20 protein-coding genes are annotated in these 19,953 nt (G+C 70.8%); 13 read left to right on the top strand and 7 right to left on the bottom strand.

Annotation, left to right across the window (positions count from 1 at the left end):
- Positions 1 to 59: 59 nt before the first annotated feature.
- Genes KUM38_RS19945 through KUM38_RS19935 form a run of 3 tightly spaced genes read right to left on the bottom strand, consistent with a single transcriptional unit; the run spans position 60 to position 2,496 of the window.
- Complete coding sequence (locus KUM38_RS19945) at positions 60 to 1,328, bottom strand: betaine/proline/choline family ABC transporter ATP-binding protein (RefSeq protein WP_217130787.1); 1,269 nt, start codon at positions 1,326 to 1,328, stop codon at positions 60 to 62.
- A 19-nt stretch (positions 1,329 to 1,347) separates the two neighbouring features.
- Positions 1,348 to 1,995 carry an ABC transporter permease gene (locus tag KUM38_RS19940; RefSeq protein WP_217130759.1) on the bottom strand — a complete coding sequence of 216 codons (648 nt, stop codon included), beginning with the start codon at positions 1,993 to 1,995 and terminating at the stop codon, positions 1,348 to 1,350.
- A gap of 30 nt (positions 1,996 to 2,025) precedes the next feature.
- Complete coding sequence (locus KUM38_RS19935) at positions 2,026 to 2,496, bottom strand: Lrp/AsnC family transcriptional regulator (RefSeq protein ID WP_217130758.1); 471 nt, start codon at positions 2,494 to 2,496, stop codon at positions 2,026 to 2,028.
- Between the two features lie 122 nt (positions 2,497 to 2,618).
- On the opposite strand from KUM38_RS19935, the gene hppD reads away from it, so the two are divergent.
- The gene (hppD, locus tag KUM38_RS19930) at positions 2,619 to 3,764 is read left to right on the top strand and encodes a 4-hydroxyphenylpyruvate dioxygenase (protein ID WP_217130757.1); all 1,146 of its coding nucleotides are present in this window, start codon (positions 2,619 to 2,621) and stop codon (positions 3,762 to 3,764) included.
- Positions 3,765 to 3,775: 11 nt separating this feature from the next.
- Here the strand turns inward: hppD and KUM38_RS19925 are convergent, their stop codons facing one another.
- On the bottom strand, positions 3,776 to 5,188 hold the full coding sequence (locus tag KUM38_RS19925) for a lipopolysaccharide assembly protein LapB (RefSeq protein ID WP_217130756.1): 1,413 nt from the start codon (positions 5,186 to 5,188) through the stop codon (positions 3,776 to 3,778).
- A gap of 104 nt (positions 5,189 to 5,292) precedes the next feature.
- Here KUM38_RS19925 and KUM38_RS19920 point away from each other — a divergent pair, with 104 nt between their 5' ends.
- From KUM38_RS19920 to KUM38_RS19910, 3 genes are all read left to right on the top strand, one after another.
- Positions 5,293 to 6,708, top strand: coding sequence for an FAD-binding oxidoreductase (locus KUM38_RS19920; RefSeq protein WP_217130755.1), 1,416 nt, complete (start codon positions 5,293 to 5,295; stop codon positions 6,706 to 6,708).
- Positions 6,709 to 6,823: 115 nt separating this feature from the next.
- Positions 6,824 to 8,254: an RDD family protein gene (locus KUM38_RS19915; protein WP_217130754.1), complete on the top strand. Its 1,431-nt coding sequence runs from the start codon at positions 6,824 to 6,826 to the stop codon at positions 8,252 to 8,254.
- Between the two features lie 100 nt (positions 8,255 to 8,354).
- A complete protein-coding gene (locus KUM38_RS19910) occupies positions 8,355 to 9,047 on the top strand; it encodes an RDD family protein (protein ID WP_217130753.1) in 693 nt (230 codons plus the stop codon).
- Positions 9,048 to 9,060: 13 nt separating this feature from the next.
- Here the strand turns inward: KUM38_RS19910 and KUM38_RS19905 are convergent, their stop codons facing one another.
- Complete coding sequence (locus tag KUM38_RS19905) at positions 9,061 to 9,360, bottom strand: hypothetical protein (protein WP_374227061.1); 300 nt, start codon at positions 9,358 to 9,360, stop codon at positions 9,061 to 9,063.
- Between the two features lie 389 nt (positions 9,361 to 9,749).
- On the opposite strand from KUM38_RS19905, the gene KUM38_RS19900 reads away from it, so the two are divergent.
- Both KUM38_RS19900 and KUM38_RS19895 read left to right on the top strand, forming a co-directional pair.
- Entirely contained in the window at positions 9,750 to 12,107 is a 2,358-nt protein-coding gene (locus tag KUM38_RS19900) for an immune inhibitor A domain-containing protein (RefSeq protein ID WP_217130751.1), read from the top strand.
- 122 nt (positions 12,108 to 12,229) lie between these two features.
- Positions 12,230 to 12,547 carry a hypothetical protein gene (locus KUM38_RS19895; RefSeq protein ID WP_217130750.1) on the top strand — a complete coding sequence of 106 codons (318 nt, stop codon included), beginning with the start codon at positions 12,230 to 12,232 and terminating at the stop codon, positions 12,545 to 12,547.
- Between the two features lie 114 nt (positions 12,548 to 12,661).
- Here KUM38_RS19895 and KUM38_RS19890 read toward each other — a convergent pair whose 3' ends face one another.
- Together KUM38_RS19890 and KUM38_RS19885 are read right to left on the bottom strand one after the other, a co-directional pair.
- Positions 12,662 to 13,249 carry a nicotinamidase gene (locus tag KUM38_RS19890; RefSeq protein ID WP_217130749.1) on the bottom strand — a complete coding sequence of 196 codons (588 nt, stop codon included), beginning with the start codon at positions 13,247 to 13,249 and terminating at the stop codon, positions 12,662 to 12,664.
- A gap of 160 nt (positions 13,250 to 13,409) precedes the next feature.
- A complete protein-coding gene (locus tag KUM38_RS19885; RefSeq protein WP_217130748.1) occupies positions 13,410 to 14,756 on the bottom strand; it encodes a nicotinate phosphoribosyltransferase in 1,347 nt (448 codons plus the stop codon).
- A 98-nt stretch (positions 14,757 to 14,854) separates the two neighbouring features.
- Here KUM38_RS19885 and clpS point away from each other — a divergent pair, with 98 nt between their 5' ends.
- The 7 genes from clpS to KUM38_RS19855 all read left to right on the top strand — a co-directional run bounded on the left by clpS (position 14,855) and on the right by KUM38_RS19855 (position 19,771).
- On the top strand, positions 14,855 to 15,172 hold the full coding sequence (gene clpS, locus KUM38_RS19880) for an ATP-dependent Clp protease adapter ClpS (protein ID WP_073931623.1): 318 nt from the start codon (positions 14,855 to 14,857) through the stop codon (positions 15,170 to 15,172).
- A gap of 83 nt (positions 15,173 to 15,255) precedes the next feature.
- A complete protein-coding gene (locus KUM38_RS19875; RefSeq protein WP_217130786.1) occupies positions 15,256 to 15,858 on the top strand; it encodes a DUF2017 domain-containing protein in 603 nt (200 codons plus the stop codon).
- Between the two features lie 389 nt (positions 15,859 to 16,247).
- A complete protein-coding gene (locus tag KUM38_RS19870; RefSeq protein WP_217130747.1) occupies positions 16,248 to 17,672 on the top strand; it encodes an amino acid permease in 1,425 nt (474 codons plus the stop codon).
- A gap of 144 nt (positions 17,673 to 17,816) precedes the next feature.
- Positions 17,817 to 18,239: a Mov34/MPN/PAD-1 family protein gene (locus tag KUM38_RS19865; protein ID WP_217130746.1), complete on the top strand. Its 423-nt coding sequence runs from the start codon at positions 17,817 to 17,819 to the stop codon at positions 18,237 to 18,239.
- A gap of 98 nt (positions 18,240 to 18,337) precedes the next feature.
- On the top strand, positions 18,338 to 18,433 hold the full coding sequence (locus KUM38_RS43615) for a putative leader peptide (RefSeq protein ID WP_366814419.1): 96 nt from the start codon (positions 18,338 to 18,340) through the stop codon (positions 18,431 to 18,433).
- A gap of 102 nt (positions 18,434 to 18,535) precedes the next feature.
- The gene (locus KUM38_RS19860; protein ID WP_073931626.1) at positions 18,536 to 18,814 is read left to right on the top strand and encodes a MoaD/ThiS family protein; all 279 of its coding nucleotides are present in this window, start codon (positions 18,536 to 18,538) and stop codon (positions 18,812 to 18,814) included.
- 6 nt (positions 18,815 to 18,820) lie between these two features.
- The gene (locus KUM38_RS19855; RefSeq protein ID WP_217130745.1) at positions 18,821 to 19,771 is read left to right on the top strand and encodes a PLP-dependent cysteine synthase family protein; all 951 of its coding nucleotides are present in this window, start codon (positions 18,821 to 18,823) and stop codon (positions 19,769 to 19,771) included.
- Positions 19,772 to 19,953 lie beyond the last annotated feature (182 nt).

Below are 19,953 nucleotides of genomic sequence, written 5' to 3'. Positions count from 1 at the left end.
GGAGGAGCCGGAAGAGCCGGAAGAGCCGAAAGGGCCGGAAGGGCCAGAAGCGGAGGCCCTCACGCCTTCGCCTCCCCGCCGAAGCCTCCGAAGCCCTCCTGCTCGGCGTGCGTCTGCGCGGCCCGCTGCTCCTCGAGCTCGTGCTGGGCGTCCATCGCCTCCAGACGGTCCGCCTCCAGCAGTTCGTGCACGGAGTTCATCAGCGTCTCCACGTCCACGACACCCTCGTACGCGCCGCGCCGCCCGGTGACCGCGACCCGCCCCGTGTTGTCGGTGAGCACCGCCTCCAGCGCGTCCCGCAGCGTCGCGTCCCGGGTCACCGTGTCGTGCACCAGCGTGCCCGCGCGGGCCAGCGACCCCTTGGCGAGCGTCATGTCGCCGCGCCTGAGCCACTTGTAGGGGCGGCCCCGCTTGTCGAGCAGCAGGATCTCGTTGAAGCCGCTGGAACGGAGCCGGTCGAAGATCTCCTGGAGCGGGTCGTCGACGCTCACCGTCGGATAGTCGGTGATCTCCACGTCCCGCACCCGGGTGAGGTTGAGCCGCTTCAGCGCGGCCCCGGCGCCGACGAAGCCCGACACGAAGTCGTCGGCGGGGTTGGTGAGGATCGCCTCCGGGGTGTCGAACTGGGCGATGTGGGAGCGTTCGCGCAGCACCGCGATCCGGTCGCCGATCTTGATCGCCTCGTCGAAGTCGTGGGTGACGAAGACGATCGTCTTGTGCAGCTCCCGCTGGAGCCGGATCAGCTCGTCCTGGAGGTGGTCCCGGGTGATCGGGTCGACCGCGCCGAACGGCTCGTCCATCAGCAGCACCGGCGGGTCCGCCGCCAGCGCCCGCGCCACGCCCACCCGCTGCTGCTGACCGCCGGAGAGCTGACGCGGATAGCGGCCGTAGAACTCGCCGGGGTCCAGACCGACCAGGTCCAGCATCTCCTCCACCCGGTCCCGCACCCGGGCCGCCGGCCAGCGCAGCATCCTCGGCACCAGCGCGATGTTCTGCGCCACCGTCATGTGCGGGAACAGCCCGCTCGCCTGGATCGCGTACCCGATCTTGCGGCGCAGCCGCACCGGGTCCATGTCGGTGACGTCCTCGCCGCCGATGCGGATCCGGCCTCCCGTCGGCTCGATCAGCCGGTTGATCATCTTCAGGGTGGTGGACTTCCCGCAGCCCGACGGGCCGACGAAGATCACCGTCTCGCCCGCCCTGATGTCCATGGTGACGTTGTCGACGGCCGGCAGCGCACTGCCCGGGTACCGCTTGGTCAGGCCCTCCAGCTCGATGGCCGCCCCGACCGACCCGGACTCCGTCTCGGGCCTCTCGGGATCAGGCAGGTCAGGCAGACCGGACAGATCAGGCACGGATCCCCCTGGGAATGGTCAGCCGCCCGATCAGCACGTACGCGGCGTCGAACAGCAGGGCCAGGACGATGATCCCGAGGGTGCCCGCGAGCACCTGGTTCAGCGCGTTCTTGCTGCCCAGTGAGGCGATCCCGCGGAAGATCAGGTTGCCCAGGCCGGGACCGGAGGCGTACGCGGCGATGGCGGCGATGCCCATCAGCATCTGTGTGGAGACCCGGATCCCGGTCAGGATCGGCGGCCAGGCCAGCGGCAGCTCCACCCGCGCCAGCCGCGCCGCGCGCGACATGCCGATCCCCTTGGCCGCGTCCACCAGCGACGGGTCGACCCCGCGCAGCCCCACGATCGCGTTCCGCACGATCGGCAGCAGCCCGTACAGCGTCAGCGCGATCACCGTCGGCGGCACCCCGAGCCCCACGACCGGGATCAGCAGACCGATCATGGCCAGCGCCGGAATGGTCAGCAGGGTGGCGGTGGCGGTCGTGGCCAGGCTGCCCGCCCAGTCACTGCGGTAGGTGGCCACCCCGATCAGCACACCGAGCAGGGCCGCCACCACCATGCACTGGAAGACCACACTGGCGTGCTGGTACGCGTCGGTGAGCAGCTGCTGGTGCCGGCTCCCCAGGTACTCCCAGAAGTTCACAGCGGCTCACCCCAGCTCGGCCAGGTCGGTTCACTCGCCGAGCGCGGCCTGCTCCACCAGCGGGATGATCCGCAGCGGAACGGGGTTCTCCATGACGATCGCCGTGGAGGCCCGGACGATGCCATCAAAACCGACGACGCGGTCGATCACCCGCTGGAGATCGGCGTTGGAGCGCGCCACGAGGCGGCACAGCATGTCCCCGGTGCCGGTGGTGGTGTGCAGCTCCAGCACCTCCGGCACGGTCGCCAAGTGGGCCCGTACGTCGGCTCCTTGACCCTGCCGGATCTGCAGCGTGGCGAACGCCGTGACCGGGTAGCCGAGGGCCGCCGGATCCACCTGGGGGCCGAATCCGCGGATGACTCCGTTCGACTGAAGCCGGTCCAGGCGGGCCTGCGCGGTCCCGCGCGCCACCCCGAGCCGCCGCGACATCTCCAGCACCCCGATCCGCGGCTCCCGCGCCAGCAGCAGGATGATCCGCCCGTCCAGATGATCGATCGCCATACCGGCCTCCCCGGTGGTCATCCTGTACAGAAAGCCCGACGGTACGGGCGTACGGCTGAACACATTGCCCAGTGAACAGGCGAACTATTGCGCACCTTGCAGGGCTGCACCACCCTGCCCCTATGACGCAGACCACACACCACGCTCCCGACACCGCCCGGCAGGCCGACCCCTTCCCGGTCAAGGGAATGGACGCGGTCGTCTTCGCCGTGGGCAACGCCAAGCAGGCGGCGCACTACTACTCCACCGCCTTCGGCATGAAGCTGGTCGCCTACTCCGGACCGGAGAACGGCAACCGCGAGACCGCTGCGTACGTCCTGGAGAGCGGCTCCGCCCGCTTCGTCCTCACCTCGGTGATCAAGCAGTCCACCGAGTGGGGCGCCTTCCTCGCCGACCACGTGGCCGCGCACGGCGACGGCGTCGTCGACCTCGCCATCGAGGTCCCGGACGCGCGCGCCGCGTACGCCTACGCCGTCGAGCACGGCGCCCGCTCCGTCGCCGAGCCGTACGAGCTCAAGGACGAGCACGGCACCGTCGTCCTGGCCGCGATCGCCACCTACGGCAAGACCCGCCACACGCTGGTCGAGCGCTCCGGCTACGACGGCCCCTACCTGCCCGGGTACGTCGCCGCCGACCCGATCGTCGAGCCGCCGGCCCGGCGCACCTTCCAGGCGATCGACCACTGCGTCGGCAACGTCGAACTCGGCCGGATGAACGAGTGGGTGGAGTTCTACAACAAGGTCATGGGCTTCACGAACATGAAGGAGTTCGTGGGCGACGACATCGCCACCGAGTACAGCGCGCTGATGTCGAAGGTGGTGGCCGACGGCACGCTCAAGGTCAAGTTCCCGATCAACGAGCCCGCCATCGCCAAGAAGAAGTCCCAGATCGACGAGTACCTGGAGTTCTACGGCGGCGCCGGCGTCCAGCACATCGCGCTGAACACCAACGACATCGTGCAGACGGTCCGCCAGATGCGCGCGTCCGGCGTCCGGTTCCTGGACACCCCCGACTCGTACTACGACACCCTCGGCGAGTGGGCGGGCGAGACCCGGGTGCCGGTCGAGACGCTGCGCGAGCTGAAGATCCTCGTCGACCGCGACGAGGACGGCTACCTGCTCCAGATCTTCACCAAGCCGGTCCAGGACCGCCCGACGGTCTTCTTCGAACTCATCGAACGCCACGGCTCGATGGGCTTCGGCAAGGGCAACTTCAAGGCCCTCTTCGAGGCGATCGAACGAGAGCAGGCCAAGCGCGGCAACCTGTAGGTCCCCCGCGACTAGCGGGACTCAGGCCCCGCCTGGACGGAAGGCTCACCCAGGCGGGCCAGCGCCGCTTTCGCCCGCGGCACCCACAACGGCGAGAACCACGGGTTGATCCGAAGCGCCTCCTTCAAGTGCCGCCGCGCCGCCCCGTACCGCTCCAGCGACCGCTCGATCACCCCCCGGTGGAACACGTACAGCGCACTGCGCACCCCACCCCCCTCCGTCCCCTCGGTCGCCCGTACCGCGAAGGGCAGCGCCTCCTCGTCCTCCCCGGCCCGGTGCAACGCCCACCCCAGCGCGTCCGCCACCTCCGTCGACGGCTGCCGCTCCCACTCCGCCCGAAGCCGCCGCACGGCACTCTCCGCATCCCCGTGATCCGCCTCGAACCGCCCCAGCACCACCCCCTCGTCACCCCCGTGCGCCGCGGCCAGCCGCACCCGCTCCCGCAGCACCCCGTACTGCACCCCCGCCGCCCGCTCCAGCCCCAGCGACTCGTACAGCTCCCCCAGCTCCAGCGCGTACTCCGGCCGGGGCTGCTTCGCCAGCGCCATCCGGTACGCGCTCAGCGCCTCCGTCATCCGCCCCAGCGCCGCCAGCGCCCTGCCCTGCCCGGCCTGCGCCGCCCGCTGATCGGGGTCGATCCGCACCGCCTCCTGGAAGTGCCGCAGCGCGTCCTGACGGTCGCCGCGCTCCCAGGCGAGCTGCCCGGCCCGCTCCAGGTACGCCGCCCGCTCGGCCGGCTCCCCGGCGGCCGACACCGCGTCGGCGAGCTTCGCCGCCGCGTCCTCCCGCCAGCCCCGGTCCCGGTACACGGCCGCCGCCCGCGCCATCACGGCGGGACCGGAGCGCAGGTCCTGCAGCTTCTCCAGCAGCTTCCCCGTCTCCTCGTCGTCACCGAGCCCGGCGGACGCCTCGAGCAGCAGCGGATACGTCGTCCACCGTTCCGGCTCCAGCCTCCGCGCCGCCTCACCCCACTTCCGCGCCCCGGCGAAGTCCCGCCGCGCGTTCGCCAGCGCGGCCAGCCCCCGCAGCGCCGGGGCGTTCCCCTTCGTCCGCACCTTCAGCGAGGCGCGCAGCGCCTTCTCGGCCCGCGGCCAGTACGTCGGGTCCGCCAGCCGCAGCCCCTGCTCCACCAGGGCCGCCCCGAGCACCGCCCAGGACTCCGCGTCCCCCGGATGCCTCCGCACCCGCCGCTCGCGCTCCTCGACCAGCGCCTGCAGGTCGGGCAGCGCGGCCGGCACCCCGCTGGTGACCGCCACCAGCGCCCGCGCCCCCGGATCCGGTGCGGGCGGTGCCTGCTGCCACCGGGGCAGCAGCACCAGCACCCCGCCCAGCACCGCACACGCGGTGGCCGAGGCGAGCAGCGCCCGACGGCGGACCCGCCGCCGGGGCTCATGTGGCTTGTCGTCCGTGGCGCACACAGTCATGGCGCACACTGTGCGCCCCACCCCACGTCCGTACGATGATCACACCCCGATGTGACGCGGCTGCCGTACGCGGGGTTCACACCGATGGCCCCCGGTGTCACGCTGTGATCATGAGCCGTATCGAAGCGCGACGCGATGAAGACACGGTGGCGGCCGGCCCCCTCGTCGACCGGCTGCTCGGCGGCCTGCCCCCCGAGGCCGTCCTCACCGACCCCGACGTCACGGCCTCCTACGCCACCGACATGGCGAGCTTCTGCCCGGCCGGCAGCCCCGCGGTGGTGGTCCTGCCGCGCACGGTCGAGCAGGTCCAGCACGTCATGCGCACCGCCACCGAGCTGCGCGTCCCCGTCGTCCCGCAGGGCGCCCGCACCGGGCTGTCCGGCGCCGCCAACGCCACCGACGGCTGCATCGTCCTCTCCCTGACCAGGATGGACCGCGTCCTGGAGATCAACCCGGTCGACCGGATCGCCGTCGTCGAACCCGGCGTCGTCAACGCCACGCTCTCCCGCGCCGTCGGCGAACACGGCCTCTCCTACCCGCCGGACCCCTCCAGCTGGGAGATGTGCACCATCGGCGGCAACATCGGCACCGCGTCGGGCGGGCTGTGCTGCGTGAAGTACGGGGTGACGGCCGAGTACGTCCTCGGTCTGGACGTCGTCCTGGCCGACGGCCGCCTGATGTCCACCGGCCGCCGCACCGCCAAGGGCGTCGCCGGATACGACCTGACCCGCCTCTTCGTCGGCTCCGAGGGCTCCCTCGGCATCGTCGTCCGCGCGGTCCTCGCCCTGCGGCCCAAACCGCCCGGGCAGCTGGTGCTGGCCGCCGAGTTCTCCTCCGGCGCCGCCGCCTGCGACGCCGTGTGCCGCATCATGGCCGGCGGGCACGTCCCCTCACTCCTCGAACTGATGGACCGTACGACGGTCAAGGCCGTCAACGACATGACCCGCATGGGCCTCCCGGAGTCCACCGAGGCCCTGCTGCTCGCCGCCTTCGACACCACCGACCCGGCCGCCGACCTCGCCGCCGTCGGCGCGCTGTGCGAGGCCGCCGGCGCCACCCAGGTCGTGCCGGCCGAGGACGCCGCCGAGTCCGAACTGCTGCTCCAGGCACGGCGGTCGTCCCTGGTCGCCCTCGAGGCGGTCAAGGGCACGACGATGATCGACGACGTGTGCGTGCCCCGCTCCCGGCTCGGCGAGCTCATCGACGGCGTCGAACGGATCTCCGAGAAGCACCGGCTCACCATCGGCGTCGTCGCCCACGCCGGCGACGGCAACACCCACCCGACGGTCTGCTTCGACGCGTCCGACCCCGAGGAGTCGCGGCGGGCGAGGGAGTCCTTCGACGAGATCATGGCGCTCGGCCTGGAACTCGGCGGCACCATCACCGGCGAACACGGAGTCGGCGTGCTGAAGAAGGAGTGGCTGGCGCGCGAGATCGGCCCCGTGGGACTGGAGATGCAGCGGGCCGTCAAGCAGGTCTTCGACCCGCTGGGCATTCTCAACCCGGGCAAGCTCTTCTGAACGAGAAGATGCCCGAAAGGGGTGGGGTCGGACCGGACGGGCGGTCAGGTCCCCGCCCGTCTGATAGATGTGGTTCCCCCCGACCCACCCCACCGAGCAGATACGGGACGACGGAATGAGTGCCCCAACCCCGGCCCCCGGCGACGACAGGCCCCGCGAAGGGTACTACCCGGACCCGTCCATTCCCGGATATGTCCGGTACTGGAACGGTGCCTCCTGGGTACCGGGCACGAGCCGTCCGGCGCCCAAGGAGGGCGAGTCGCTCGCACCACCGCCCGGCGCGGGCCCGGCGCGGCCCTCCGTCGAGGAGACCGGACCGCACTTCTTCGACGAGGACCCCCTCGAGGAGCAGTCCCAGGCCGAGTCCCAGCACGGCAGCCGGCCCGAGCCCGCCTCGGCGTGGGGCGCCGACCGCTCCCACCAGACCGGCTTCGGCGGCGACCAGGACCGCAAGGTGTCCTGGGGCGCCGACCCGAGGGTGCCGCACACGGCCCCGCCGTCCGCGCCCTCCGCACCCTCCGCGCCGGAGGGCGGGCCCGCGGGCGCGGACGCCCCGGACGAGCGGACCGCGGCCGGTTCGGGCAACACCTTCGTGTTCCGCAGGCCGGCGCCGACGCCGCGGCAGGAGGCCGGGGCCCCCGACGGGGAACGCGCGGACGAGGGCACGATGACCTTCCGCGCCGTCACCCCGCGCGCGGGACAGGACCCCGCGGGGCAGCAGGCGGGCTCCACCGCCTCCGGGCGGCCCGGGTTCGGGGCCGGCAAGGCGGCGGCCGCCCGTGCCGCCGCGGCTGCCGCCACGGCGCCGTCCGGACCCCAGCAGGCCGCCGCCCCGGCCGTGCCCCCGCAGACCGCGGGCCCGGCGGGGACGGGGCACGCGGCGGGCGCGGTGCCCCCGCCGGCCGCTGCCGCCTCCGCGCCCCTGACGAGCGGTGCCGGCGGGGGCCAGTCCTCCTGGGCGCAGCAGGTGCACCGGCTGGCCGGCGGCGAGGAGCCGCCCGTCGCGCCCTGGAAGCCGCCGGTCGAGGACGTGTTCCAGGCCGCCGCCCGGCGTCAGGCCGCGGCCCGCCCCGCCGCGCTCGGCAGGCGGCTGGCCGCCCGGCTGCTGGACACCGTCGTCCTCGGCGCCGTCACCGCGGTGGCCGCCGTGCCGCTCGGCATCAAGGCCATGGACCACATCGACGCGAAGATCGACGCGGCCAAGCTGTCCGGCGAGACCGTCACCGTCTGGCTGCTCGACGGCACCACCTCCGTGCACCTGGGCATCGTCCTGGCCGTCCTCCTCCTCGCCGGTGTCCTCCTCGAGGTGCTGCCGACCGTCAAGTGGGGCCGCACCCTGGGCAAGAGGCTGCTGGGCATCGAGGTGCGGGACATCGAGGGGCACGAGGCGCCGTCCTTCGGCGCGGCCCTGCGCCGCTGGCTCGTCTACAGCGTGCCCGGGCTGCTCGTCGTCGGTGTCGTCGGCGTCCTGTGGTGCCTGTTCGACAAGCCCTGGCGCCAGTGCTGGCACGACAAGGCCGCGCACACGTTCGTCGCCGCCGGCTGAGTCCGCGTCACCCGCACCGCCGCTGCTGCCGCCACCGCCGCTACTCCGGACGGCCGCTCGCCGGATGCGGGGCCGGAGGGTTCACGGTCGACTCGGGGGCATGACCACCGAACCGCCCCCCGGCTCCGGTCGGCAGCCGCCGGACGACGACCCGTTCAAGAAGCACCCCCCGCCGGGCGGCCCCGAGACCCCGGGGCCGGGCTCCCCGTACGACACCCCCGGCGGCCCGCCCCCGCCACCCGGAGGCGGTGACGGGCCGTACGGCGGTGGCGGCGGTGGCCCCTACGGCGGTGGCGGCGGTGGCCCCTACGGAGGTCCCCCCGGCCCCTCCGATCCCCTCGCCGGCATGCCCCCGCTCGCCGACAGCGGCAGGCGCACGCTCGCCCGCGTCATCGACATGGTCCTCGTCGGCATCGTCGTCTGGCTGCTCACCTGGCCGTTCGGGGTCAGCGAGTACGACGTCGACGGCAACGACATCAACGTCGGCAACTCCTTCGCGCAGTCCGTCGTCGCCGCGGTCCTCTACATCGCCTACGACACCTTCATGACCGCCCGAGGCGGCCAGACCCTGGGCAAGAAATGGCTGCGCATGCGGGTGGCCGACCTCGCCGACGGCTCCACCCCCTCCGTGCAGACCGCGCTGATCCGCGCCCTCGTGCTGTGGCTGCCGTTCGCGTTCTGCTGCGCCTGCGTGTGGACCGTGATCGCGGGCGGCTGGAGCTTCTTCGACCGGCCCTACAAGCAGGGCCTGCACGACAAGGCGGCCAAGACCGTGGTGGTCAGCACCGGATGAGAGCGACGCACTGTCAGGACGCCGCGCGCTCCCGCACCGGCTCGCGGGCCGGAGGGGGGACGGTGGCCCGTACCGGCTGTGCCGGCTGGACCGGCTCCGGGGCCGCGGGCCGTTCCGCCACGGCGGGCCGCCGGGGCCCGGAGGACGGAACCGTCATGGCCACCAGCAGTCCGAGGGCGAGCGCCGAGACGGCGACGATCGCGACGCCCACGCCCGAACTCGCTCCGGACAACAGCAGCATGGCGAACGTCGAGAAGATCACGGTGCACGAACCGTAAGCGAGCTGAGCGACAGTCGGACGGGGCATGGCCATCGTGTCCTCGGGAGTCGGGAGCTGTCCGCCTGGCTTTCCACCGGTTCAGGGCGGTTTTACCAAACGACTCTAACCGCGAGCGTGCCCGAGTGGAACGGACAGTAAGCGTGACCTGACCGACAGGGCCGGTGCACAGGGGGCGCACGGATTCATGGCGTCCATCAAGTGGACGGTCGTGCGCGCCCGCGGGGTTTCGCCCGGGTGTGTCCGGTAAGCGGACGTCGGCTCCGCATAATGCAATTGAACTGTTCAAGTCAAGGACTGTTTTTTCTTGCGAACCTCTAGTCAAATGTCGTCACTTGACTACACGCGTTGATCACGTGCGTGCGGGACCTTCCATAGACGGAACCTCCTTCGGCCGCGCGCACGCACGCGGGAGGGGATCTCAAGTGACCAGTAGACCCTGGACGTTCAGAGCGGCCGCGACAGGCGTGGCCCTCGCGGCGGTCACCGCCACCTGCTCTGCGTTCACCGTGGCCCAGGCCGACCCGGCTGACAAGGCCGACCGCCCCGGCGCCGTGGACCGGCACGACCCGGCCGAGCACGACCACGTCGAGCACGACCTCGCGGGCCCGCTCACCAAGACGCAGGAGGCCCAGCGCGAGGAAGCCCTCAACCAGGTCATATCCGGTAAGGCATCGGTCAAGGACCGTGAGGGTTCGAAGGTCGTCCAGCTGAAGAGCAAGAAGGGCGACAGCAAGTACGTAGAGCTCGGCCGCGAGAAGACCGACAAGATCTTCACGATCCTGGTCGAGTTCGGCGACAAGGTCGACAGCCGCTACGGCGGCGACGCCGGCCCGCTGCACAACCAGATAGCCGAGCCGGACCGTGCGACGGACAACTCCACGGCCTGGCAGGAGGACTGCGACCAGCAGCACTTCGAGGACCTGTACTTCGGGTCCGGCAAGGGCGTCGACTCGGTCAAGACCTACTACGAGAAGCAGTCCTCCGGCCGTTACTCGGTCGAGGGCGAGGTCTCCGACTGGGTCAAGGTCCCGTACAACGAGGCCCGTTACGGCAACAACGCCTGCGGCGACACCAACTGCCCCAGCGTGTGGAACGTCGTCAGCGACGGCCTGAACGCCTGGGTCGCCCAGCAGAAGGCGGCCGGCCGCACCGACGCCCAGATCAAGGCGGACGCGGCCCGGTTCGACGAGTGGGACCGCTACGACTTCGACGGCGACGGCGACTTCAACGAGCCCGACGGCTACATCGACCACTTCCAGATCGTGCACGCCGGCGAGGACGAGTCCGCCGGCGGCGGCGCCCAGGGCGAGGACGCGATCTGGGCCCACCGCTGGTACGCCTTCGGCACCGACGCCGGCGCCACCGGCCCCGAGCAGAACAAGCTCGGCGGCACCCAGATCGGCTCCACCGGCATCTGGGTCGGCGACTACACCGTCCAGCCGGAGAACGGCGGACTCGGCGTCTTCGCCCACGAGTACGGCCACGACCTCGGTCTGCCGGACCACTACGACACCGCCGGCGGCGAGAACTCCACCGGCTTCTGGACGCTGATGTCCTCCGGTTCCTGGCTCGGCACCGGGAAGAAGGAGATCGGTGACCTGCCCGGCGACATGACCGCCTGGGACAAGCTGCAGCTCGGCTGGCTGAACTACGACACGGCCAAGGCCGGCGTCAACTCCTGGCACAAGCTGGGCGTCGCCGAGTACAACACCAAGAACAAGCAGGCGCTGGTCGTCACGCTGCCGAAGAAGGCCGTGACCACCGAGATCGTCCCGCCGGCCGAGGGCAGCACCCAGTGGTGGAGCGGCAGCGGTGACAACCTCAAGAACACCCTGAGCCGTTCGGTCGACCTGACCGGCAAGACGTCCGCCGCCCTCACCTTCGACGGCTGGTACGACATCGAGGCCAACTACGACTACCTCTACACCGAGGTGTCCACCGACGGCGGCGCCAACTGGACCGCCATCGACGGCACGGTCGACGGCCAGCCGGTCCCGCGCGACGGCAGCGACAAGCCCGCCCTGCACGGCACGCTCGACGGCTACAAGAAGTTCGCGTACTCCCTCGACGCCTACGCCGGTCAGAAGATCGACCTGCGCTTCCGCTACCAGAGCGACGGCGGCGTGGCCCTCAAGGGCTTCACGGCCGACGCGATCACCGTGACGGCGGACGGCGCCCCGGTCTTCTCGGACAACGCCGAGAGCGCGGACGCCGCCTGGACGGCGACCGGCTTCTCCCGCGTCGGCGCGTCCTTCACCAAGGACTACGCGCAGTACTACATCGCCGAGAACCGCCAGTACGTGTCGTACGACAAGACCCTCGAGGTCGGCCCGTACAACTTCGGCTTCACGTCCCGCCCGGACTGGGTCGAGCACTACGCGTACCAGAACGGCCTGCTGATCTGGAAGTGGGACACCTCCCAGGCGGACAACAACACCAGCCAGCACCCGGGCACCGGTCTGGTCCTCCCGGTCGACTCCCACCCGACCGCGCTGAAGTGGTCCGACGGCACGCTGATGCGCAACCGCATCCAGACCTACGACGCGCCGTTCAGCAAGTACCGCACCGACGGCATGACGCTGCACAAGGCGGACGTGGCGACCTGGATCCCGTCGTCGAAGGGCGTGTCGGTCTTCAACGACCGCACCAGCACCTACTACGACGAGTCGAACCCGACCGCCGGTGTCAAGGTCACTGACACCAACACGAAGATCAAGATCCTCAAGGAGGCCAGGGACGGCTCGACGATCGAGCTCGAGGTCGGCCCTGCGGGCAGGTAAATAGCATCTTCGCAGGTCAGAGCATGATCGGCGGTGACCCCCTGGCGGGTCACCGCCGATCCGTGTTTAGGTGCCTCCTGTGACCCGCTTATTGACACCGGCTGACACGGGGGTATGACCACATGGCCGCAGGAGGTTTCTGCAAGCTGCCGAACGGCACGGTGGTGGTGGCGCTGAACCTGCCCAGCCCCGCCGCCGACGCACCGGCCGGAGTCCGCGTCCTCGTCCACGCCCAGAACCGCGCCCGAGCCCTGACCAGGCTCCGCAACCTGGGCCTGCGAGCGATCTACCTACGGGGCAACGCCGCCCCACCCACCCCCGACGAGATCACGGCGGTCCTCCACCACCCCGACGGCCTCATATGGCGCACCACCGACACCCTGACCCTGGAACTCTGGCACCCCATAAGAGCCCTGCTCAGACCCCCCACGCGGGCGTAACACGCAGCCGCCGGCGCAGCTGCGGGCAATCGTGCCGCAGGGCGGCACGGGTGGGCGCAGCGGCACCGGCTCAGCGCCGCGAGCTGACCACCCCCCGGGCCACCCCCACAGGGCTCACTGCACAACCGGCTTCCCCGACAACTCCACCCCCGCCGAGCGCAGCTCCTCCAGCGCCCGCTCAGTGGTCTCCGCCGCCACCCCCGCCGTGAGATCGAGCAGCACCTGGGTGCGGAAACCCTCCCGCGCCGCGTCCAGCGCAGTGGCCCGCACACAGTGATCCGTGGCGATCCCCACCACGTCCACCTCGTCGACCCCCCGCTCCCGCAGCCACTCCGCCAGCGACGTCCCGTTCTCGTCGGCCCCCTCGAACCCGCTGTAAGCGGCCGAGTACGCCCCCTTGTCGAACACGGCGTCGATCGCGCCCGACGTCACCGCGGGGGCGAAGTTCGGATGGAACCCGACCCCCTCCGTCCCGGCGACACAGTGCGCGGGCCAGGACCGGACGTAGTCGGGGTTGTCGGCGAAGTGTCCGCCGGGCGCGATGTGGTGGTCCCGGGTGGCCACCACATGCCGGTAACCGGCGGGGGCCTGCCCGATCAGCTCGGTGATGGCGGCAGCCACATCCGCACCGCCGGCCACGGCGAGGCTGCCCCCCTCGCAGAAGTCGTTCTGCACGTCGACGACGATCAGTGCGCGGCGCATGGTCGGTGTCCTTCGGCTATGGGGTCGGGTGGGGACGGCCCGGCCGGGTGAACCTCCGAGCCTATTGAATTACGGACGACGCGGACAGGGGCACGGCAGGGCGGGCGGGAGCCCCCACCCGCGTACCGGAAGCCCCGCCCCGCGCACGGGGGGCACGTTTTCAGCTACCCGACGGCCCGTGCGCGTACTCCGTCGGAAGGACGGGTTCCCCGCGGGAGAGCTGTGTGGCGGACAGCGGCAGACCCGCGCGGGCCGCCGCGTGCCGGTCGCGGACCACGTCCAGCGGCTCCCGGGCGATCACCCCGCCGCCCTCGACCAGCTTCACCAGGAGCTGCCGGTCGGCCAGGTCGCCCGGCACCGCACCGGTGCCGACCACCTCGGCCTCGGCGACCCCGTGCTCGTCCAGCCGCCGCGCGGCCCACTTGCGGCCGCCGACGGAGGTCTTGCCGCCGGTGGACTTCTTCGCCACCGGCACCAGCGGCGCCTTCGGGTCGGCGGACTCCGCGCGGGCGACCAGCTTGTACACCATGGAGGCCGTCGGGTGTCCCGAGCCGGTCACCAGCTGGGTGCCCACCCCGTACGCGTCCACGGGCGCCGCCGCCAGCGAGGCGATGGCGTACTCGTCCAGGTCCGAGGTCACGATGATCTTCGTGTCGGTGGCGCCCAGCTCGTCCAGCTGCTGCCGCACCCGGTGCGCCACCAGCAGCAGGTCCCCGGAGTCGATCCGTACGGCGCCCAGCTCAGGACCGGCGATCTCCACGGCCGTGCGGACCGCCTCGGCCACGTCGTAGGTGTCCACCAGCAGCGTCGTACCGCCGCCGAGGGAGTCCACCTGGGCTCGGAAGGCGTCCCGCTCGCTGTCGTGCAGCAGGGTGAAGGCGTGGGCGGAGGTGCCCACGGTGGGGATGCCGTAGCGGAAGCCGGCCGCCAGGTCGGAGGTGGAGGCGAAGCCGCCGACGTACGCGGCCCGGGCGGCGGCCACCGCGGCCAGCTCGTGGGTGCGCCGGGCGCCCATCTCGATCAGCGGCCGGTCGCCGGCGGCGGACGACATCCGGGAGGCCGCGGCGGCGATCGCGGAGTCGTGGTTGAGGATCGACAGGATCACCGTCTCCAGGAGCACGCACTCCGCGAAGCTGCCCTCGACCCGCATGATCGGCGAGCCCGGGAAGTACACCTCTCCCTCGGGGTAGCCCCAGATGTCACCGGAGAAGCGGTAGCCGGCCAGCCAGTCCAGGGTCTCCTCGTCGACGATGTCCTTCTCGCGCAGGAACCCGAGGACGCCCGGGTCGAAGCGGAAGTTCTCCACCGCGTCCAGCACCCGCCCGGTGCCGGCCACCACGCCGTAGCGGCGGCCGTCGGGCAGCCGCCGGGTGAAGACCTCGAACACGCTGCGCCGCCCGGCCGTGCCGGCCTTCAGCGCGGCCCGCAGCATCGTCAGCTCGTACTGGTCAGTGAAGAGCGCCGTCGAGGGGACATCCACCGGCAGCCCAAGGTCCGCTGTGTTCATGGCAGGGATGCTACCCCCATTTCGTCACTTTGACGATTTCGGGTCCGGGTACCGGAACAGCGGGCCGGTTTGTGCGACCACCCCCCTGCGGTGGCAGCATGGGCTGTGTGACGTCACCCGCGCCCCTGGAGATCGAACGCACCGAATCGGCGGAGGAGGCCTTCGCCGTACCCGAGCCCGACGTCCCGTGGGTGACCATCGTCCACAACGACCCGGTCAACCTCATGAGCTACGTGACGTACGTCTTCCAGTCGTACTTCGGCTACAGCAAGGACAAGGCCACCAAGCTCATGCTCGACGTCCACCACAAGGGCCGGGCGGTCGTCTCCAGCGGCACCCGCGAGGAGATGGAACGCGACGTCCAGGCCATGCACGGCTACGGACTGTGGGCCACCCTCCAGCACGACCGGAAGTGACCGATCCGGACATGACCGAACCGGACATGACCCGCCCCCACCCCCGCCCCCGCCCGCAGGACCGGAAGCAGCCAATCGCCGCCATGCCAGGAACCTTCGAACCGCTCCCCGGCGGCGGCGCGGCCGTCGCCCTCGACGAGGTCGAGATCTCCATCATCCGGTCCCTCGCCGTACAACTGACGGAGCTCATCGGCCCCGGACCCGCCGAGGACGCCTCCGGCGACCCGTTCGCCGGCCTCTTCACCGAGGGGCCGAGCGAACCCCCCTCCGACCCCGTGCTGCGCCGCCTCTTCCCGGACGCCTACGGCGACCCCGAGGCCACCCCGCGCGCCGAGGAGGCCGAGGAGCAGCGGGCCCACTCCGCCGAGTTCCGCCGCTACACCGAGAACGACCTGCGGGCCGGCAAGCGCGACAACGCCCTCGCGGTGATCCGCTCCCTGGACGCGCTCACCCCGGCCGGCGAGGGCGGCGCGGTGCTGGAACTGTCGCCGGACGAGTCCCGCCGGTGGCTCGGCACCCTCAACGACCTGCGCCTCGCGATCGGCTCCCGCCTGGAGATCAGCGACGAGGACGACAGCGACCTCCTCTTCCACCTCCCCGCCGAGGACCCGCGCAAGCCGATGGTGATGGCGTACCTGTGGCTCGGCGGACTCCAGGAGACCCTCGTCTCGACGCTCATGCCGTGACCCGCACACCGTGACCCTCATGCCATGAGTCGGCGTCGAATGTCCGGAAAAGTTCGCTGACGCGTTCGCTCAGAGGACACTCAAATCCGGATAACGATCGCGTCAAAGAGCCCGCCGCCTATGGGCTCTTCAGGTGCCTTTTGTCCGCTTCTCCTTGTGAAGCACACCACAAACCGTCCGTGTGATCAGTATGGCGGCCGTGATAAATCTTCACGACCGCCCGGCGAACACCACCCGTATGTTCCGCCGGGTGCGCCACCGAGCCGGCGACCGCCGGCCAGGCACGGGCGGACTCCCAGAGCCCGCCCAGCTCCATCAGTCCGGGGGGATCGAGACCCGATCCGAGGCCGACAGCGGCCCGGGTCGGCATGGAGAAAGGCGCACCACACATGGCCTCACCGCAGGTCGACACGGAGTCCGTACCCGAAGAGGGGTACGAGCGCGGCCTCAACAGCCGCCAAGTCCAGATGATCGCGATCGGCGGCGCCATCGGCGTCGGGCTCTTCCTGGGAGCCGGGGCGAACATCGCCAAGGCCGGCCCCAGCCTGATCGTCATGTACGCCCTCGCCGGCGTCATCATCTTCTTCATCATGCGGGCCCTCGGCGAGCTCCTGCTCTACCGTCCCGTCTCGGGCTCGTTCGCCGAATACTCGCGCGAGTTCCTCGGCCCGTTCTTCGGCTACTTCACCGGCTGGACGTATTGGCTGATGTGGGTGGTCACCGGCATGGCGGAACTCACCGCCGCCGCCATCTACATCAACTACTGGTTCCCGGCGATCCCGCAGTGGACCTCGGCCCTGGTCTTCCTGGTCATCCTGTTCGGCGCCAACCTGATCTCGGTGAAGCTCTTCGGCGAGATCGAGTTCTGGTTCTCCATGGTCAAGGTCACCGCCATCATCGGCATGATCGTGATCGGTCTCGGCGTGCTCACCCTCGGCTTCAGCCAGGCCGGTGACACCGCCGCCGTCTCCAACCTCTGGGCCTTCGACGGCTTCTTCCCCAAGGGCATCGGCTCGTCCCTGATGACCCTGCAGGGCGTCATGTTCGCCTACCTCGCCGTCGAGCTCGTCGGCGTCACGGCCGGCGAGTCCGAGAACCCCGAGAAGACCCTGCCCAAGGCGATCAACACCCTGCCCTGGCGCATCGCCCTCTTCTACGTCGGCGCCCTCACCGTCATCCTGTGCGTGGTCAAGTGGACCGAGTTCTCCGAGGGGGTCAGCCCCTTCGTGAAGGCGTTCGCGGTCATCGGCATCCCGGCCGGCGCCGGCATCGTCAACTTCGTCGTCCTCACCGCCGCCCTGTCGTCCTGCAACTCCGGCATGTACTCCACCGGCCGCATGCTGCGCAACCTCGCCGACAACGGCGAGGCCCCGAAGGTCTTCCAGCGGCTGTCGTCCACCAAGACCCCGGCGCTCGGCATCTTCACCTCGGTGATCTTCATGGGCATCGGCGTCGTCCTGAACTACACCGTCCCGGAGAAGGCCTTCGGCTACGTCACCTCCGTCGCCACCGCGGCCGGCATCTGGACCTGGCTGATGATCCTGATCAGCCACGTCCTCTACCGCCGCAAGGTCGTCGCGGGCCGGCTGCCCGCCTCGTCCTTCCCGGCGCCCGGCGGCTCGGTCTGCTCCTACATCGCCATCGCGTTCCTGCTCTTCGTCACCGCCCTGATCGCAATCGACGCGGACTCCAGGATCTGCCTGTACGTGATGGCCGGCTGGGCCCTCGCCCTGGGGATCGGCTGGTTCTTCCTCAGGCGCCGCAACCCGCAGGTCACCCGGCGCGACGACAGCCGGTTCGAAAAGGTCGGCTGACCACCGCAGACCTCACCCCGGGACGCCGGGCCGCAGGGGGTACTCGTGGCACCCCCTGCGCCCCTCCGCTCAAGGCGTCCGGCATACGGGCCGTTCCGTACCACCCCTCGGTACGGAACGGCCCGTCTGCTTATCCTGAGCCCCATGCTGACCATCACCCAGGCCCTGTACGACAGAATCGTCGCCCACGCCCGCGAGGACCACCCCGACGAGGCGTGCGGCGTGGTGGCGGGCCCGGTGGGCGCCGGCCGCCCCGAGCGCTTCATCCCCATGCTGAACGCGGCCCGCTCGCCCACCTTCTACGAGTTCGACTCCCAGGACCTGCTGAAGCTGTACCGCGAGATGGACGACAACGACGAGGAGCCGGTGGTCATCTACCACTCCCACACCGCGACCGAGGCCTACCCCTCCCGCACCGACATCTCCTACGCCAACGAGCCCGGCGCCCACTACGTCCTGGTCTCCACCGCCGACACCGACGGCGCCGGCGAGTTCCAGTTCCGCTCCTTCCGCATCCTGGAGGGCGAGGTCACCGAGGAGGAGGTCGAGGTCGTCGAGGCCTACTGACCGGGCGAACAGACCCCGGTCCCGTATGGCGGAAGAAAGATGTCCGAAGGGTGAGATCACACTCCGGAGGCCGGTCCGGGAATCGATACGATGACCCCATGGTTCTTCCAGACGTGAGCGAAACAGCGCCGGGCGCCCTGCTCGTGGCGCGGTTGCACGTCGACCTGTGCAGGCTGAACAGCGCCATCTGTTGATCTTCCGCTGCCGCCGTGGGCCGTGAGCCGCGGCGAACTGCCGCGCGCCGCCGCGCGCCCTGACGAACCCACGACAGACACTTCCGACAGGAGCCCTCAGCCATGGCCATCGAGGTCCGCATCCCGACCATCCTCCGCCAGTACACCGACGGTCAGAAGGCGGTGGAGGGCACCGGGGACACCCTCGCCGAGCTCTTCACCGACCTCGAGACCCGGCACACGGGCATCCATGCCCGCATCGTGGACGGCGAGCAGCTGCGCCGCTTCGTCAACGTCTACCTCAACGACGAGGACGTCCGCTTCCTGGACGGCATCAACACCAAGCTGTCCGACGGCGACAACGTCACGATCCTGCCGGCCGTGGCCGGCGGTATGGCCTGATCGGCGATGCGCTACGACTCCCCACTGGCCGCGGTGGGCAACACCCCCCTGGTGCGCCTGCCGCGGCTGTCGCCGTCCGCCGACGTCCGGATCTGGGCGAAGCTGGAGGACCGCAACCCCACCGGCTCGGTCAAGGACCGCCCCGCCCTGTTCATGATCGAACAGGCGGAGAAGGACGGCCGCCTCACCCCCGGCTGCACCATCCTCGAGCCGACCAGCGGCAACACCGGCATCTCCCTCGCCATGGCCGCCAAGCTCAAGGGCTACCGCATGGTCTGCGTGATGCCCGAGAACACCTCGCAGGAACGCCGTGACCTGCTCGGCATGTGGGGCGCGGAGATCATCTCCTCCCCGGCCGCCGGCGGCTCCAACACCGCCGTACGCGTCGCCAAGGAACTCTCCGTCGAGCACCCCGACTGGGTGATGCTCTACCAGTACGGTAACCCGGACAACGCCGGCGCCCACTACGCGACCACCGGCCCCGAGATCCTCGCCGACCTGCCGTCCATCACCCACTTCGTGGCCGGCCTCGGCACCACCGGCACCCTCATGGGCGTCGGCCGCTACCTGCGCGAGAACAAGCCCGACGTCAAGATCGTCGCCGCCGAACCGCGGTACGACGACCTCGTCTACGGTCTGCGCAACCTCGACGAGGGCTTCGTCCCCGAGCTGTACGACGCCTCCGTCCTCACCACCCGCTTCTCCGTCGGCTCCGCCGACGCCGTCACCCGCACCCGCGAACTCCTCCAGCAGGAGGGCATCTTCGCCGGCGTCTCCACCGGCGCCGCCCTGCACGCGGCGATCGGCGTCGCGACCAAGGCGCAGAAGGCCGGTGACTCCGCCGACGTCGTCTTCGTCGTCGCCGACGGCGGCTGGAAGTACCTGTCGACCGGCGTCTACACCGCCGCGACGACGGAAGAGGCCATCGACACCCTCCAGGGCCAGCTCTGGGCGTGACGCGTCACGCCACACGCACGACAAGGGGCCGGAGACCAGCGTCTCCGGCCCTCACGCGTTCCCGGAGCCACCCCGCTCGCCACCCCGCCACCTCCAGAACCTGGGCATGTCTAAGCGCTTGCTCAGATCAAAGGTACCGGCGAGTATCCACAGCCGTCCAGAGCGGAGGCCCCGTAACGCTC

Source organism: Streptomyces sp. AC558_RSS880, from assembly GCF_019049255.1.
GTDB lineage: Bacteria > Actinomycetota > Actinomycetes > Streptomycetales > Streptomycetaceae > Streptomyces.
The sequence above is the reverse complement of the archived record's forward strand: the minus strand, read 5'-3'. Positions and strand labels throughout refer to the sequence as shown.